Below are 17,999 nucleotides of genomic sequence, written 5' to 3'. Positions count from 1 at the left end.
AAACAGGACAGGTTTAAAAAGTTTTTAATTGGAATAAGCATTCGATGACATGGCAAAGCGTCGGCTGATTTATATCAAATAGATATGACATAAATCAGCCAACGCTTTGCATGCTAACTCAAGGCAAGATAGCAGGAAGGTTTTTATTTATAAGATCTATAAGCTGTTCAACTGGTTTTGGGCTGCATGAAGTACTCCGGCTGCGGTGTTATCTTTGAACTCCCGAAGATCAAAATCGTTCAGTATTTTTTCAAGCTGACGCAATTTGTCCTGCTGGTTGTTTTTTATAAAATCCTTTTTCAGCGTGTTTATCTTTTCAAAATCCTGAATCCCTTCAATCAATCGCTCAAAGCGAATAGAAGACCGTAAACCCGGATAAACCAAATATGCATCTCCGGATGACCATGATCCAAAACGTGTATCATGTAAAGAATCTTTTGTCCAGCAATTATAAGCCCACCTCAGGTACCCATCGTATCCCTTGTAAGCTGCGTACCATGCCAGCCAAACAGATTCTGCAGGTGCCGAAAAGGAGAATGTATTGGGATGCCCTTCTGTGCAACAGGTATAATAGGTAGTATTAAATCCCGCTTTTTTGCGCGAAAGCATGGTTGCCTCATCTATTACCTGGTTTGACGCCACGCTGTAATCTACCAAATCATGCTCAATACCCGGATGATAATTACCCGCCAATGAAATTTTAAAATCTTTATCCGCGCTTTTTATTAATGCAATTGCTTTTTGCATATCCTCCATAGGCCTTTCGTCCATAGCAATAGTGGTTTTAGTAAACCATCCTTTTTGTTTAAGGTGACCGGCAAAATCAGCCAGCATGGGGCGCCAATGCGCATTATATTCCGGGGTACCAGGTTTGGCGATGATTGCAGTGTCTTTTCCCAGGGCCTGGTCATAATAAAAGAATTTCAAATTCCAGGGGATCATACTATAACAGTTGATAAATTTATTAATCCCTAACGACATCATAAAAGACACCCATTTATCAAAAATCGTATAATCATAAGTCCATGAACCATTCTTATTTTTAGTCCATTTTATCATCGATCCATAAATATCATATGTTTGGCTGTTCCAGGGATCATATATAAGTGTAGTGGTAATTGATTGCTGACCGGCATCTGCCAGCATTTTCATATATGGGCGCATAATGTCGAAATGCTGTTTAGACCAGGCCTCTACGCCATATGCCCTGGAAACCGAGTATGGATTTTGCCACAGATCTAAATGAAATTTCCGGTATGCCGGTGCCGGCAGCGTGTGATTAAGTACCTCAATTGTGTAATGCAAAATCGCGGGATATTTACTTTTCCCTTCTCTAACTTTCACATAACCCTTATAAATACCTTCAACCGCATCATCCGGCACATTAACGCTTAACCAAACGGGGCGGGTAGTATTTTTAGCTACCGGCAGGAATTTTTCCCGATCAATCACATCTTCAACCAGGGATGAATCATGGCCCGCCTGGATCCCACAACCTCCGCCTTCATTATTCAACCCATCAGCCATTACATAACGTACAAAATTGGCACTAATATTTTTTACCGGAATTTGGTGCCCTTTGCCGTCGCCGAGAGTGCTCCATTCAAAACTAACCTGCGGCATATCCCGGGTTGTCCATACCAGAAATTGCGTATGCACTTTCTCCCCTCTCCATGCTTTGGATTGCCATTGGGTTTGTAAAGGAGCTATTGATGGAGCATTCCGTTTATCATAACGGATATCCGTTGAAGCAAAACTTACATAAACACCCGGTTTTAACGCGCTCCAGGTTTCCTGTTGAACAGGTTTAGGATCGGGAAGTTCCTGGTACGACCTATCAATTTTATACTGTGCCGAAACAACAGTGCTAAATAACAACAGTATTATGGTAAATTTTATGTTCATGATTTCGCTGCTTTCTATCAGACTGCTATACGTTTATTTTCAAATTTCATTCCCCCAAAAAATTCGGGCAAATGAAAGTCCGGACCGGTGGATTTAATATCATTCCAGGCCAAAAAATGAGGCTCGGGCAGATCGTCGCCACATTTATAAAAGTTGCCCTGGCATTGCTCACCATTCAATGATGTGAATGAATGATGACTGAACACTTCCAATGGTATCATTAGGGTAAGTTCCCAGCTTATATTCCCATCCGCGGGATTATTTACCGGCTTTAACAGCGCAAGGTGCCTTATCATCCGCACAACTGCCTCCGGTAATAACTTGCGGTCGGTTTTACTTGTTCCAAAGCCCAGCATACAAGTGCCCGCGCAGTTAAATTCAAAATTGTAATAACCCGGCTCGTTACCAAATGAAACAAAAAACTCCACACAGCTATCTTTATGAACGGGTTCATTTGGTTGTTTATATATAGCCTTTACAGACTTTTCACTTACGTAGTATTTTATAAAAACACAATCGTTACTATAAGCTATTGCAAAATGAACATCAGGCCTATATCCATATTGGGGCCACGGCGCTATTCCAACAAGATGCTTTTCATAACTATCTAACAAAAGTGAAAGATGTTCTATAGGACTGTCTATACTTACAGCTCCTAAAAATGGCACTATAAGTTCCATCATTTAATTTCTATCCATATTAAGTTTCTCCTTAGCATTCATAAATGTGCACGAACACACAAAAAAGAACACCAAAGGTTAAGTACAAATATAAAAATATTTACGTGCTCGCACACACTTTTGTTAATTTCTTATACAAGGTTCTTTTTACAAATGATAATCCATCTATTACTAACCCTATTGGGATATCGGCAAATATCCTAATAGGCCTTATGCCCCACCCAGGCGCAAGCAATAAGCAGCTTTACTAAAAAACAACCTGGTTTAAAAATACAAATCCCTGCTGACTTGCATAGAGATAAGCAATTCACCAGGGATAAAAAAATTAGTATAAACGCCGATTGAAAATCAGCAGACGATTAAATATCTAAATAAACAGTATCTTCATCATCTATGTAATAGTTCATGTTTTCTTTTGTAACAATATCCAAAGGAAGATATTTTAAAATAGGTACTTCCTTCTTAAATACCAGGTAATCGGTTAACTGGTAAATACCCCAGTAGCCCTGACCTTTAGGGTTTTGGTTAATTAAAAAACTAATCGCCCCTTTATTCAGAAAGTATAAATTTTGCGGCAGTAAATCATATCCTATTATTTTGATATGCTTAATATGCCGCTGCTCCAGGTACTTTGCAATTTCATGGGCTTTTGATGTTGTTACAAAAACACTGGCCATATCTGGTGTACTATCAATAATAGCATCCAATTGTGTTATAAACAGCGCCGCATTTGACCGGTTTAACTCAATCCTCAAAATTTTGTACTGGTGATCAAGGTTGTTTTGAGAAAAATAATTACGGAACCCCTGCTCTTTTTTCAAAAGGTGGGCAGCATTACTTATTTCTTCATCAATATGTGCAATTAATATTGAACAAGGATCGGGCTGCCCGTAATGAATAAGTTTGCCCGCCAAAAAACCGCTCTGGTAAGAATCCTGACCGATATAACTTAAAGGATCATATTCGGCAATTTGAGTATTAAATAACACAAACGGGATTTCGGCCACTTTCCATTTCTCAAAAAATGGCAGGGTTTCCCGATAGAATATAGGCGACAAAATTATGCCATCCGGATTATCCTGGGTTAATTGGTTGGCATTTGCTATAAACGACTCTACGTCGTAAGGGTCAAATACATATTGCTGAACAATAATGCCATACTGTTTCAGGTCTTTCTCCGCCTTTTCAATTCCTGCTTTTGGTGCATACCAATAGGAATCGCTTTTATGATCTGGTATTAATGCAGCAATTTGATATACTTTATTGGATCCCAACGCCCTCGCCATAAGATTTGGCTCATAATCCATCTCTTCTATGATCTTAAGAATTCGCTCCTCCACTTTCTTTGATACCCGCCCCCGTTTATGCAATACCCTGTCAACCGTACCTGTTGAAACTTTCGCTTTTTCGGCAATATCTTTAATGCGGACAATTTTATTCTTCATATTAAGCTTTCAATTAAAAAGGATAGCAAATGTAATTTAATAAGAAGGTGTTTAAAAACAAATAAATAAATGGTCATTGCTGATTCCTGGCAAAAAGAACCTACCCAACTCTCCCCGGAAGGCTGAACTATTTAGAAGAAGCTCTAATGCGATGATATTATTTTTTGAGGTATGGAAGTAAAGCAATTGCCAGTTTTTGATAACCAACCTCGTTAGGATGCAAGCCATCCCCAAAAAGTAATTCATCCACCTTTCCCGCATGGTTAAGCAATATTTTCCCCGGGTTAATAAAACAGGCCCGGGTTTGAGCGGCCAGCATAGAAATTGTATTATTAAGCACCGCTATCCGTTTTTCCTGCTCTCTTCTCGGCAACAAGCCCGATAAAAGAATTTCAGTTGCGGGCTGACGTACTTTTACTGCCTGTATCAGCATTTTTAACCCTTCAATTATTTCTTCATCATTGTTAGCAGCCAGGTTATTGGTACCTATCATTATCATAACCTTATCGGCCTTAAAGCCATCTATTTCTTCATGATATACACGCCACAATACATTCTCCACATGGTCCCAGCCAAAACCAAAGTTTTTTACCCCCAGGGGCGCCATGTATTTATCCCAGGAATCGGCACCCCTTGCTAAAGGTGCTTTTGGTATGCCGCCCCAGTAATTCAGAATAGAATTACCAAGGCATACAATCTTGGGCGGGTCCGTTTTAATGAGCGTTAGTATTTCACTATGCCTGTTTCGCCAGTCATAGTAACCATCCCTGCTTTGTACAACCGGCACAGTGGTTGAATACCTCCCCGTTGATTCATTAATAATTGCCCGTATGGTTTTCTCATAAGCACCGGCATATTTTTCCATCCCAACATCATTGGGGTGTAAACCATCAACCGTTGAATTAATATCAAAACCAATTTCCTTATTGGTTAATAAATAAACGTTTTTAGTTCCTGCCGCAATCAACTTTGAGTAAGCCTGGTTAAGCACCTTATTAACACGGTTATAGCCAGCATTCTTCCCCGTATCTAATAAACCATCTACATTGCCCTCACTATGCTCTACAAGCAATATGGGCACCAGCGGATGCTTTTCTGTTAAACTTTGTACTGATGCTAATAAACGCTTCTCTATTTCCTGATCAGGAAAACTGGTTAAATTGGGCATGCAATCAAGCACATATATTTTTGCATCAACCTCTGTCATCAGGTCAATAACCGATTTTTCGAGCAGTCCGGAACCAGAAAAACCAAGGTTTACCAGTGGGCGATCAAGCGCGCGCTGTAAAATTGCAGTCCATGCCAACCCAGGCCGCGACGCACAACCGCCCTGGGCAATGGATGTTCCATATACAAGCACCGGTTTTTCTTTAGATAAAGGCATGAAATTAAATGCGTTACCGGCAGGAACTCCTACCTCAAGCCAGGATACCGCATTATATAATGGCAAAAAGAGCCTGTATTCGTAGCTTCTTCCCGGAAAGCTTGAACTTACTTTAATATTTGAATAACGATAGGTTATAGTATCTTTAAAGGAGAAGCTACCGGGAGCCAGGCACCATTTCCCATTAGGATCCAGAACATAAAGATCTAAACCGCTTACGCCAGTAGCCGGCATATGCGACATGGCAAGATCACCTTTAACCTTATAACGGATAACCAGGTTGGAAGCATCTGTTTTAAACTTGATATATAAACCAGCGCTGCTGTGCGATATGTTCCACACATTAGGATTAAGATCCTTTTCGGCGCGTGCCGGGAACCGATCATAGGCGCTTGCTGTTTCTTTTGGCCATGCCTGTCCTTCTATCACAGGGTAATCAGCTGCAGCCGGGTTCAGCCATTTATATGCTGCCGTAGTTTGGGCAAAAGATGCTGCATTGAAAAAGCAAAGGCTTAATAAAATTACTATAGATATCCGTTTCATTTATAATTTGTTTAAAGGCAATGCTGCCATAAAACCGGCGATCATTGCCTGCATATTTTGTTAATGGTAAAGCAAAAGCACATTAAATAATATAAGAATATTTGCGTGCTACCTATTTAACTTTCACCATTGCCTTTAATGAACAGGCTTAGCATTTAATACCATCACCTCAAACGGCTCCAGTGTAACAGTATAGGCATCTCCCTTAAATAGTGGAGTTTTCACTTCCTTACTTTTTGCACTATAAAAAAGATAGCTGTATTTATCGTTAATTAAAGGCAATTCAAAAACATTGTGTACATCAACCCGGAAGGTTTTTGCTTTGCCCGAAGGGTTTCTTAAAGTAATGATGCCCTTTTTGGGCGACCAGGCCGCAAACCCATAAACATCCCCTTTGGATGGATCGCCGCCCACCCAATGAACATCCGGCATGATGTCTGCATTTTCCCGCGACCATTTTATTGCAGCAGCCAGGCAATCCCAGTTAGCCGTGTTTAATTTATGGGGATTAATATACAATTCCTGCAAGCTTGTTCCCGATCCAAAAAATGACCATATTTCGTCAGAGATATCCTTGTCATTCATATCAAATTTGGCGGTTGCGCCATTATCAGCAATGCAGATGCCATGATACATCAGCGAACTTAACGGATAAAGCGGGGCGCGCTGAACAATATTTTTATATACTTCGCCATCACGGTAATTGAGCCATTGCTGCCTGCCATCTCCTTCTCCTTCGGTACTTGTATCCCAGCCGTTCCTCCAAATCACATCACCATATTTGAGCCAGAAAGGCGATGGCCAGGTACCTATGGTAAGGCTAAAATAAAGATCGGGTTTTACGGTACGAAGCGATGACACCAGGTTTAACAGCGATTCCATATCCGTTTGATATTCAGGAGTAGCGCCCGCCGACTGATCGCCTGCCCCAACACCATCAAATTTAAACATGGAGATACCGTATTTAGTAACAAAATTAGCGGCCGCATCTTTAAACCTGGTAGAATAAACAGTCCCCGAAAGGGAAAATCCATGTGAATTAGTTTCAAAAGGAGGGTTTTGTTTTCTTCCATATTGCAGCCTTTGTTCTTTTGCCTGCTCATAACCACCCCAGGGCGACATCCACACTCCCAAAGACGCATTATACTTACGGGCCAACGCCTTAATATTATCAAACCCTACGGGGAAATTCGTTTTACTGATTTGCCATAATGTTTGATTATCGTCCCAGCCGTCATCAAACAAAAATGCGTTTAAGTTAACCTTACGTTTTATAGTAAGGCTATCTCCAAACGCCTGGATGCGATCAAGACAACCAGCCTCAGTCAGCTTACGATCAGCCCATGAAATATCATACCATGAATTGTAATGCAGCATTTGCCTGTATGGCACGGCTCGCTCCCGTTCCAGGTAATAAAGAAATCCCCTGCGCAGCTGACCTTCGGGAGCAATACCCCATACGGTTGATGAAGTTAAATCCAGGCTTGGTTCCTGCCGTTCAATATAACTACTTATCCAGCCATTTTGAGCATTGTATTTACTTATCGGGCTTTCGGATGCAAAAAAGAAATTCCCCGAAACCATCGGCGATCCATCAACAATACCCGATGGCTTAATCCCCGTCCCGGCAGGGAACTTTATAAGCTTCAATTTTCTGATCCTTAAAGAATCGTTCAGGTTATGAAAGCTAAAAACCTGCCTGATATAATTGGAATTATCTTTCAAAATAGCCTCCCAGCTTACCCGAATACCATGTTTCACATTCAAAAGCTCAGCAAAAACTACTATCCCATTTTCCTTTTCGGCAAGTTTAGCCGCCTGCAGATTGCCCTTTACCGAAACAATTTTAGGAAAGGCGCTTAATTGAAAATCAGCAGAATTAAGTACCGCACCATCCTTAAGCTCCAGTTCAAACAGGGGCGAGCCTTTTAAAGAAATCCGTTTATTATCCGACGCAGCAAATTCGCTTATGGTTACTGTTTTTTTGTCGGCAAGCCATTTTACTGATAAACAGCTATTTTTTAAAATCAATGCCCCTTTACCCGAAAATGCAACCGCTTTACCCGGCTTTACACCCATTAGAAAAACATTTTGAGCGTTAGCAGCGCCTGTTAGGCCGATTAAAATTAAAAACAAGAGTTTTTTTAGCATGCTTGATAAATTTAACAAGAAAATATTAGAAACAATTTAGTGTGTGCGCACACAAATATATGGGATTAATTTTTAATTTAAAACTCAGAAAATAGTTTCTCTTTTAAGCACAGGAACAGGATGCAGAATATGTACAAATCAAAACATGTTAAGGTCTTGCCCTACTAACCCTAATATTCCGAAATAATACCCACTTCCTGGCTATTAAAAATCATTTAACAATTCCTTTTATCCGTTTATAAACAAATTTTATATTTTTGCGTTTACGAACACGCAACCATGAAAAAAACCCGCGGAAAAATTCTTGTGCCAAGGTGGGCCGATTATATTGGTCCATATAACCGTTGCGGAATTTCAAGTCAATTTTAAAMCCATTAAAGTAATTATATTATAATGACATTAATCAAATCAATTTCTGGAATAAGAGGAACCATTGGTGGTCCGGTAGGTGAAAATCTAACCCCATTGGATATTGTGAAATTCACATCAGCATTTGGTAGCTGGGCGATAAGACAATCAGGGATAAAAAAAATTGTGGTTGGCCGGGATGCCCGGATATCTGGTTCAATGGTTAATAACCTGGTGGTTGGTACACTACAGGGATTAGGTATTGACGTTATTGATTTAGGTTTATCAACAACCCCTACTGTTGAGATTGCCGTGCCTGCTGAAAATGCTGCCGGCGGTATTATATTAACAGCAAGTCACAATCCTAAACAATGGAACGCCTTAAAGCTTTTAAATCATCGCGGCGAATTTATTAATCATGATGAAGGAAAAATGGTATTAGACATCGCCGAAAACAGCGATTTTGATTACGCCAATGTAAATAACCTGGGCAAGGTAATTTACGATGAAACCTATATGCAGAAACATATTGACATGGTGTTGGCCCTCCCCCTTGTTGATGCCGATGCCATTGGTAAAGCAAATTTAAAAATAACGGTTGATGCGGTTAACTCAACAGGCGGCGTTTTTGTACCTGCCTTGTTAAAAGCATTGGGTGTAAAAACAATTTATGAATTGTATTGCGAACCCGACGGCAACTTTGCTCATGATCCTGAGCCATTGCCCGAAAATTTACAGGAGCTTTCAAATGAGGTATTAAGGAATCGGGCTGATTTAGGTATCGCAGTTGACCCTGATGTGGACCGTTTGTGTTTTGTATGTGAAGACGGAAGTAAATTTGGCGAAGAATATACTTTAGTGGCCGTTGCTGATTATGTTTTAACACACAAGCAAGGAAATACGGTTTCTAACCTGTCTTCAACCCGCGCACTAAAGGATATTACTGAAAAAGCCGGAGCCCAATATTACGCAGCGGCAGTTGGTGAGGTAAATGTGGTAAATAAAATGAAAGAAGTTAATGCAGTGATAGGTGGCGAAGGAAATGGCGGAATAATTTATCCTGAATTGCATTATGGAAGAGATGCTTTAGTTGGTATTGCTTTATTTCTAACTCACCTGGTTAAGTTTGGTAAGCCAGCCTCTGCTTTACGCAATACTTATCCCAACTATTTTATATCCAAAAACAAATTGGAACTTGACGAAAGCATAAACATTGAATCAATCATTAAAAAAGTTAAAAACAACTATTCACATAACCCCCAGAATACAATTGACGGTTTAAAAATAGACTTTGATTACGGATGGGTGCATTTAAGACGTTCAAATACAGAATCCATTATAAGAATATACGCCGAAGCAAAAGATAAAAATGCAGCTGACGGCATAATAAACGATGTATTGGAAACAATGCGTAGATAACTTATAATCTCTTTAGGAGCACCGCCGGGTACAGGTGCCGATAATGGCGCATAGCAGGGCAGTTGTTCAATCCCCGGATACAAAGCAGGCCATTGAACAGTACGGAGGCAAATGTGAAAGCAAAAAGGGCAAAATGATCATTTAAAGTACGTTGTTATGAAAAGTAATTTCCATCTGCTTTTTACTTAAGGAAGCAAAAAACTACAATGAAGGTGCAGCCGCCATTTATATGCGTATCACCGTTGACGGTAAAAGGTCTGAATTTTCTGCCGGAAGGGAGTGTGATTCGTCCCGTTGGAATAGCCATGCCGGGCGTGGAATTGGCACTAAAAAAGATATAAGGGCGCTGAATAACTATCTGGATATCTTACACACAAAAGAAAATAGTGCTCATCAGAAATTGTTAATTACAGGCGAAGCCATCACGTCTTATAAATTGTGCAATCAATTTATAAGACGTGTGGAAAAGCGCTATCACGTTGTGGCTTTTTTAGTGAGCACACAATCAGGCAAATGCGCTGATCGGAAATGGATTTGAAGAAAATACGTTAAAAAGCTACTGCAGCTAGTTTAAATACCTGGCTGAATTTGTAAAGTATAAATATGGTGTTGCAGATATTGACATTAAAAGTCTGAATCATGCCTTTATACTCAACTACGAGTTCTAATAACATTTCTCAACTGTATATTCAGGCTTTATGAAATATTACTATAAATTAGGTATGCAGATAGTTGTAGTTTATATTGTGGGTATATGTGAGGCTATTCAGCAAATCAAACTGTTGCCGACGATCTTCCGCTACATTTATATGCGTGGTATGTTTTAATCCTTATTTCAGCCCATTTTTGGTTCAACTTACTTAAGCCATCAGCATCTAACACTAAGAAAATCTCTAACACCTCATTTAAAACAGAGGCGTTAGAGATTTTTGGCAATTTTGTGAAATAACTTAGTTGATTGCTTTGTATTTATCTTATATTTTCACAAATCCCCATTGCTGATTACGGCCTCCGGAGTTGGTCCATTGTTCAAGAGCACCGCCGTTATTGAGCGAAGATGCTGCAACATCCAAAACTTTTCCGCTGTTTGCATTGGTAATTTTATAGTATCCGTTATCGGTTATCTGAATCGACCATTTTTGGTTTGCACCGCCGTTGTAATCCCATAAATCTACCTGCCCGCCATTACCGGTACCAAAGCCATACATTTCCAGGCATTTTCCGGTGGCATGCATAGGGGTTAACCGGTAGTAACCGCCTCCGGCATCTTCAATTTTAAATTGCTGGTTTGCGCCGGCTAAATATTCCCATTGGCCGGCCGGCGTTTGATTTGCAGTACCCCAGCCAGCAATTTCCAGGGCTTTAAAGCTGTTCCTGTTATAAATCTGGTAAACTTGCCCAACCTGGATGGTTGAGGATGTGCCATTTTGAGCGCCTTGTACCACCGCGGCTAAACCTTGTTGGTCGGCAACTCCGTTGGTTTGCCTGTTAATAAGTCTGAATGCATTATTTCCGGTCGATCCATCATCAAAATAAAATGGAAGCAAGCCGTATTTCAACGCCTGGTGTGTGATGTAATTAATATAATATGCCCTGCCGGCCTCATGCAATGTTAACGCATCTCCCGAAAGAGTTTGTAGCCTACGGATTGCTCCATATTCTCCCAACAACACCGGAATACCCTTATCAATGAACTTCGCCTTCATCTTTGGAAACTCTGTAGTAGCATCCGACTCATCGCCCGAGGTGGCATTTCGTGAAGCATCGGTTGTAGAGTGGTATCCATTGCCCCAATAATAGGCCATATTGCCCCAGTCTGCATCGGCGGTTAAACCGGCAAAATTAAAGGGAGTGTAATAGTGTACTTCAACCATCAGGCGGTTGGCGGCCGGATCGGTGGGAAGGGTATTCATGAAATTATTTGAGTTGTCGATATTTGTAGATGGACCCTGGATAAGCAGCACCCGGTAACTGTTGTGCCCACCGGTTGATCTTACCGCATTAACAAACGTTTGATGATATGAAAGCAGCACCCCCATCCCTGTAGCATCTGATACATTGGGTTCATTGGCGCTTGCAAAAATTACATGTTCGTCAAAGCCACGCATTTGGGTAGCTATCTGCTCCCAAAAGGCCTTTTGTTTGGCATTAACTGCCGCCTGCGCGCTGGTAGTGCAATTGTTCTCCAGCCATCCGCCATCCCAGTGTATATTTAATATTACGTACAAACCATCGTTAACGCAGTACTGGACAACCTGCTTCACCCTATCAAGCCATGTTTGCTGAATTTGAGCCGTGGTTTGATTAGAAAACTGGTCCCAGCTGCAAGGGATACGAACGGCGGTAAAACCGCTTCTTTTAACCTGATCAATAAGCGCCTGGGTTACCATAGGGTTGCCCCAGTTTGTTTCGCCGCCTATTGCCTCCAATGTGTTGCCGATGTTCCAACCTAACTGGAACTTTGCAGCAAGCTGCGTTGCTGTACTGGCAACTCCGGTTTGATCAGGCGCAAGCGGCGAAATGTTGTAACTCGGATAACTGGTGGCGGTTAGCTTTTTGGTGCTCGTTTTAGCGAGCGGCTTAGCATCTGGAGAAGCGTTTTGTTGCTTCGTGCACCTTGTCAATACCGGGATTGCAAGGATGCATAAAAAATAACTTAAAGTTTTCTTCATAAAAAGATGGTTAAACTGGCGGCGTTTAAATTTGCCTGTATTAATAAATTGGTTAATTGCTTGTGAAAGTGTCAGACAGCCGGGTAAAACGAAGATATATTTATCATTACGTTTGGTATTGGTATAGGCAGTTGTGTTGATAACTGCCTTTAGCCAACGGGGTATTAAAAAAAATAATGATAAGGCAGTTGCCGTTCCGCATAAGGCGGAGTTTAACATTAGTTTCATTTTTCGATAGGATAAAACGGGCCTGAACCGGTTTATTTTTTTAATTGGTTAAATGTTGTTTTTCCGAGGTAGAAGTACAATTAATGAAACCAACGCAATTAAAGTCAACAAAAAACAGCGGTTGGAATAACAGGTATGTTTTAGTTAGCAATATTTGAATTGGTACCAGGTTTATTAATTGTGTAGTAAAACTACAGAAGAAATAATTGAATGATGGGGCACAAAAGTTAGAAAATAGGGCGCTCAATGTTAAATTGTCAAAAAAACATGGAGTCTGTAAGGGTTTTGTATAAATAGCTGCCTTAGCTAAGATAAAATTGATAAAGATAAAATGGTATATAAGATGAGTGTTGATCGTTTCAATAAACATAGTAGGATGTCTCAGAACACCTAAACATAAATAGCCATTGAAGCTGAGCATCGGGATAAATAGGCTCCGGAACTAAATTTAACTCATAAGCGATCTCTGGGATATTATGATCACTAACTACGAGCGGTTCCGCTGCTTTTTAACCGGATAATCCGGATAGGTTTCCTAACTGACAACCTGTAACAGCTTTTATTTTACGGAGGGTTCGGGCATGGCTCATACACATAGCATGGGCAAAGTCATTGGCTTCAGAATGGAGTTATTTATATTCCGGTGATCAGGTACAGCAATTGAGACTTTTACAATATTAATTACGGGTTTATCTTATTTTTATGCTATCTTAGTATACCCGCTTACCAAAGGGCCAGGTTCCTGATTTCGAAGGATTCAATTATATCTCGATGCGCGTAAAACTTTATATTGTCGTTTCAGCATTGTTTTTTGCTTACACGAACAATTTTGCGCAAAACAGCCAATACCAGTTTTCGCGGCTCAATATAAGCAACGGACTATCTCACAACCAGGTAAATTGCATATTAAAAGATATTAAAGGCTTCATGTGGTTCGGCACGGCTTCGGGCCTTAACCGTTATGACGGTTATACTTTTAAAGTATTTAAGCACGACGTAAATAACAAGAACTCCATTAATGATGATTTTATAACTAATATTTGTGAAGGGCCCGACAAAAAGTTATGGATAACAACGCGGAGCGGATATTCCTTTTATGACCCCGAAACGGAGCAGTTTAACAACGATGTATGGTCAGTAGTCTATCCTTTCAAACTTCCCGGGTATCCGATAGTTTCCAAAATACTTCACAGCGGCAATGGCGACTTCTGGTTTTTGTGTCCCGATTCCGGCCTTTACAGGTATAATGAACTAAAAAAAACTGCCACGCGTTATTATCATCACCATAATTCCAACCCATCATTATATTCAAGTTTTGTTACAGACATTGTGCAGGATACAACCGGCAACATATGGCTTGCTTATGACGACGGCGTAGTAGAGCTATTTGATATAAAACGCAATGCAATTACATACCATACAGATATTTTTAAAAAAGCGGCTAATAATAAGGGCAGGATCTACTCGCTAACTATCGATAGCGAAGGCGATCTTTGGGTGTTTAACCCGAACATAGACTCCCGTGCCTATTATTACAGCCCCCGGACGGGACGGTTCCGGCAAATTTCAAAAGAATCGGCAGAGACACCACTCACCTCGAACATCATTACTAATATTATTCAGGCCGACGACGGCCTTCTGTGGATCTCCACCGATCATGGCGGAATAAACTTATTGGATAAAAAAAGCGGCAGAATTACTTATTTACTAAATAGGGAAGATGATCCAAAATCATTGGGACAGAACACTGTATGGCTTTATAAAGACAACAAAGGCATTATGTGGGCCCGTACGCTTAGAGAGGGGGTAAGTTATTATCATAAAAATATTATCAGGTTCCCGTTATACAGGCACTTTGCCTCAGACCCAGCGAGTGTTAGGTTTGAAGATGTTAATAAATTTGCTGAGGATAAAAAAGGTAATTTATGGATTGGGACCAATGGGGGCGGTTTAAGTTATTTTGATCGCAAAACAGGCAAGTTTACGCAGTATAAACACGATCCGGGAAACCCCAATAGCCTCAGCAGTGATATTATTGTAAGCTTATGTATCGACCATGATCAGCAGCTATGGATAGGTACCTATTTTGGAGGGCTGGACCATTTTGACGGAAAAAAATTTATTCACTACAAACATAATGATAAGGTGCCTACGAGCATTGCTGATGACCGGATATGGAATATTCTGGAAGATTCATCAAACCGGTTATGGATAGGCACTTTTGCAGCCGGTTTGCAAATATTTGACAGAGACAAAAAAATATTTTCGCCTCCCTTTAAGCAAACGGAAATCAGGTGCCCGTATACAGCCTCTTTATTTGAAGACAAACGGGGAAACATTTGGGCAGGCGGGTATTTTGGCATAGATAAAATATTAAAAAATGGACGTGGCGTTATAMATTATAATAAAAAGAAAAACGACCCTAACAGTTTGATCAGTGATGACATCAATAATATAACGCAGGACAGCCGCGGCCTGATGTGGATAGCGACAAGGGACGGACTAAGCATACTGAACCCTGAAACCAACCGTTTTATCTCGCTGACTAAAAAGGACGGATTGCCCGACAACCAGGTTTTGAATGTATTGGAAGATGGCACGGGGGCCATGTGGTTAAGTACATCAAACGGGCTGGGCCGGATAACGTTGACACCCGGCAACGGCACCTATAAGTTTCAATTTGAAAAATTTGATGAAACAGATGGCCTGCAGGGCAGAGAGTTCAGTGTAAATGGAGCTTTGAAAACCAATAAAGGGGAATTGATATTTGGTGGCTCGCACGGCTTCAATATTTTCGACCCACTAAGTATACATCCGAATATCGATGAGCCTAAATTAATTTTCACCGGATTTCAGCTATTCAACAAAACCGTAGCAGCCAATGAAGGAGTTGACGGCCATGTCGTATTATCTAAAGCAATTTCGGCCACACAGCAGATAACGCTGAATCACAGTGAAAATGTGTTTACCATTGAATTTGCCGCCGTAAATTTCTTTAACCCCAATAAAATAACGCATCAGTATATGATGGAAGGTTTCGATAAAGGGTGGCTTACTGCAAGCAATGCTACCCGGAAAGCTACCTACACCAACCTTGATGGAGGCGACTATACTTTTAAGGTAAGGGCTATTGGCCAGGAGGGGAAATGGAAACCCATCTATATAAAAGTAAAAATTAAGGTATTGCCCCCCTTCTGGAAATCTACCTTAGCTAATGTCATTTACGTGTTGCTGATAACCGGGACTCTCTTTTTTATACGCCGGCGCGGAATACAAAAAATAAGAAGGCAATTTATAACCGAAAAAGAAAAGCAGGAAGCAAAGTTGTTAATTGAACAGGAGCGGCAGGAGGTTAAGCGTATGCAGGAGCTTGATCAGTTAAAAACTAAATTTTTAACCAATGTAAGCCATGAGTTCAGAACGCCATTATCATTAATTATGGCCCCAGTTGATAAAATGCTTATTGATGCCGATAAAGAGCGGGGCGAGCAATTGAATATGATAAGGCGAAATGCAAAAAGGTTGTTAAATCTTGTAAACCAGTTGCTTGATTTTCGGAAGATGGAAGTGCAGGAACTCAGGTTACATGCCCGGAGCGGCGATATTGTGAGCTTTATTAAGGAAATGTCTTATTCCTTCTCGGATATCGCCGAAAAAAAACAAATCGCATTTGTGTTCGACTCGGAAATTGAAAACCTGGAGATCAATTTTGACCACGATAAAATAGAACGGATCATATTTAACCTGCTTTCCAATGCATTTAAATTTACTCCGGAGGGCGGGCATGTGAGCGTATTATTATCAACCAAACAAACATCCGGGCAGCAAATGCTCGAAATAAAGGTTATTGATACGGGTATAGGAATTCCCGCGGATAAAAAGGATAAAATTTTTGAACGTTTTTTTCAAAACGATATTCCCGGATCTATGGTTAACCAGGGTAGCGGTATTGGCCTGTCAATAACAAAGGAATTTGTAAAGCTGCATAATGGCGAAATATCAGTGGAAAGTGAACCCGGGCAGGGAAGTTATTTTTCCATTTTACTGCCTGTGCAATTAACGGCCGAGACGGATGAACAATGGCCCGACGACGGGCTTAGCCTGCCCGAGCTTACGGGCGAACAGGCTTTACAACAACCCGGGGATGTTGCCGCGGCTAAAAAACTGACCGTTTTACTGGTTGAAGATAATGAAGACTTCCGCTTTTATTTAAAAGACAACTTAAACGATATCTTTCATATTGTTGAGGCTGCAAACGGCAAGGAAGGCTGGCAAAAAACCCTGGCCCTGCACCCAAACCTGGTAGTTAGCGATATAACTATGCCCGAAATGAATGGGATAGACCTTTGCCGTAAAATACGCAACGATAAACGGACATCGCACATACCAGTTGTATTACTTACCGCCATAACCGGCGAGGAGCAACAGTTAAAGGGCCTTGAAACGGGCGCCAATGATTACCTCACCAAACCTTTCAACTTCGAGATCCTGCTATCCAAACTGAAAAATATACTGGCCATACAGCAGGATATGCGCAAAACATATCAAAAGCAGCTTGATGTCAAGCCAACAGATGTGGTGCCCGAGTCGTTCGACGAGGCTTTTATTAAAAAGACCTTACTGATTATCGAAAAAAATATTGATAATGCCGATTTCTCAGTAGAAGAACTCAGTAGCGAATTATGTGTGAGCCGTGTTACACTTTATAAAAGGGCGCTCACCTTAACCGGAAAGTCTCCGGTAGAACTTGTCAGGTCTATCCGTTTAAAGCGTGCCGCTCAATTGCTTGAGAATTCGCAGCTAACCATATCCCAGATATCATACAAGGTAGGCTTTAAAAGCCAGAAATATTTTGTACGATCCTTTAAAGCCGAATTCAATTGCCTTCCATCGGCATATCAGCAAAAAAACAAACAACAGGCTGATAAAGCCTGATAATCGCGGCGAATAGCCCTGGATTTTACCTTTCTTTTGGCCCATTTTGTTAACCTTCCCAGTGGTATTTTTACTCTTTTGTGCCGTTAAATCAATTTTTAACACTTTAAATATCTAAAAATCAGGGTTTTAATATACTTTAACATTTGTGCCCCTATTTTTGAACAATCGATTGCGTTACCCCTTGTAATTTTAACCTATACAAAACGGCATAAATTCAATATAACTGCCGCAGCCCTGTCATCCGGTAACGGTGCAGGCACATAACCAATTTTAATAGTAACCTGAT

At 40.7% G+C, this 17,999-nt stretch carries 9 protein-coding genes; 3 read left to right on the top strand and 6 right to left on the bottom strand.

The window, feature by feature from the left end; translation table 11 throughout:
* Positions 1-156 precede the first annotated feature (156 nt).
* The 5 genes from AC1DQW_RS24085 to AC1DQW_RS24065 form a co-directional block, all read right to left on the bottom strand.
* The gene (locus AC1DQW_RS24085) at positions 157-1,905 is read right to left on the bottom strand and encodes a DUF4091 domain-containing protein (protein ID WP_477456380.1); all 1,749 of its coding nucleotides are present in this window, start codon (positions 1,903-1,905) and stop codon (positions 157-159) included.
* Between the two features lie 17 nt (positions 1,906-1,922).
* Positions 1,923-2,588: a carbohydrate-binding family 9-like protein gene (locus tag AC1DQW_RS24080; RefSeq protein WP_477456379.1), complete on the bottom strand. Its 666-nt coding sequence runs from the start codon at positions 2,586-2,588 to the stop codon at positions 1,923-1,925.
* Between the two features lie 356 nt (positions 2,589-2,944).
* Positions 2,945-4,030, bottom strand: a complete 1,086-nt coding sequence (locus AC1DQW_RS24075; RefSeq protein WP_477400706.1) for a substrate-binding domain-containing protein — start codon at positions 4,028-4,030, stop codon at positions 2,945-2,947.
* A 157-nt stretch (positions 4,031-4,187) separates the two neighbouring features.
* Positions 4,188-5,957 carry an SGNH/GDSL hydrolase family protein gene (locus AC1DQW_RS24070; protein WP_477456378.1) on the bottom strand — a complete coding sequence of 590 codons (1,770 nt, stop codon included), beginning with the start codon at positions 5,955-5,957 and terminating at the stop codon, positions 4,188-4,190.
* Positions 5,958-6,092: 135 nt separating this feature from the next.
* Positions 6,093-8,108, bottom strand: coding sequence for an alpha-amylase family protein (locus AC1DQW_RS24065; protein WP_477456377.1), 2,016 nt, complete (start codon positions 8,106-8,108; stop codon positions 6,093-6,095).
* 393 nt (positions 8,109-8,501) lie between these two features.
* On the opposite strand from AC1DQW_RS24065, the gene glmM reads away from it, so the two are divergent.
* Together glmM and AC1DQW_RS24055 are read left to right on the top strand one after the other, a co-directional pair.
* Entirely contained in the window at positions 8,502-9,875 is a 1,374-nt protein-coding gene (gene glmM / locus AC1DQW_RS24060) for a phosphoglucosamine mutase (protein WP_477456376.1), read from the top strand.
* A 166-nt stretch (positions 9,876-10,041) separates the two neighbouring features.
* On the top strand, positions 10,042-10,413 hold the full coding sequence (locus tag AC1DQW_RS24055) for an Arm DNA-binding domain-containing protein (RefSeq protein WP_477456381.1): 372 nt from the start codon (positions 10,042-10,044) through the stop codon (positions 10,411-10,413).
* Between the two features lie 436 nt (positions 10,414-10,849).
* Here AC1DQW_RS24055 and AC1DQW_RS24050 read toward each other — a convergent pair whose 3' ends face one another.
* On the bottom strand, positions 10,850-12,547 hold the full coding sequence (locus AC1DQW_RS24050; protein ID WP_477456375.1) for a cellulase family glycosylhydrolase: 1,698 nt from the start codon (positions 12,545-12,547) through the stop codon (positions 10,850-10,852).
* Positions 12,548-13,546: 999 nt separating this feature from the next.
* On the opposite strand from AC1DQW_RS24050, the gene AC1DQW_RS24045 reads away from it, so the two are divergent.
* Positions 13,547-17,710, top strand: coding sequence for a hybrid sensor histidine kinase/response regulator transcription factor (locus AC1DQW_RS24045; RefSeq protein WP_477456374.1), 4,164 nt, complete (start codon positions 13,547-13,549; stop codon positions 17,708-17,710).
* Positions 17,711-17,999: the final 289 nt, after the last annotated feature.

The sequence above is a fragment of the Mucilaginibacter sp. P5_A4 genome (assembly GCF_056400605.1).
This window is presented reverse-complemented; position numbering and strand designations above follow the sequence as displayed.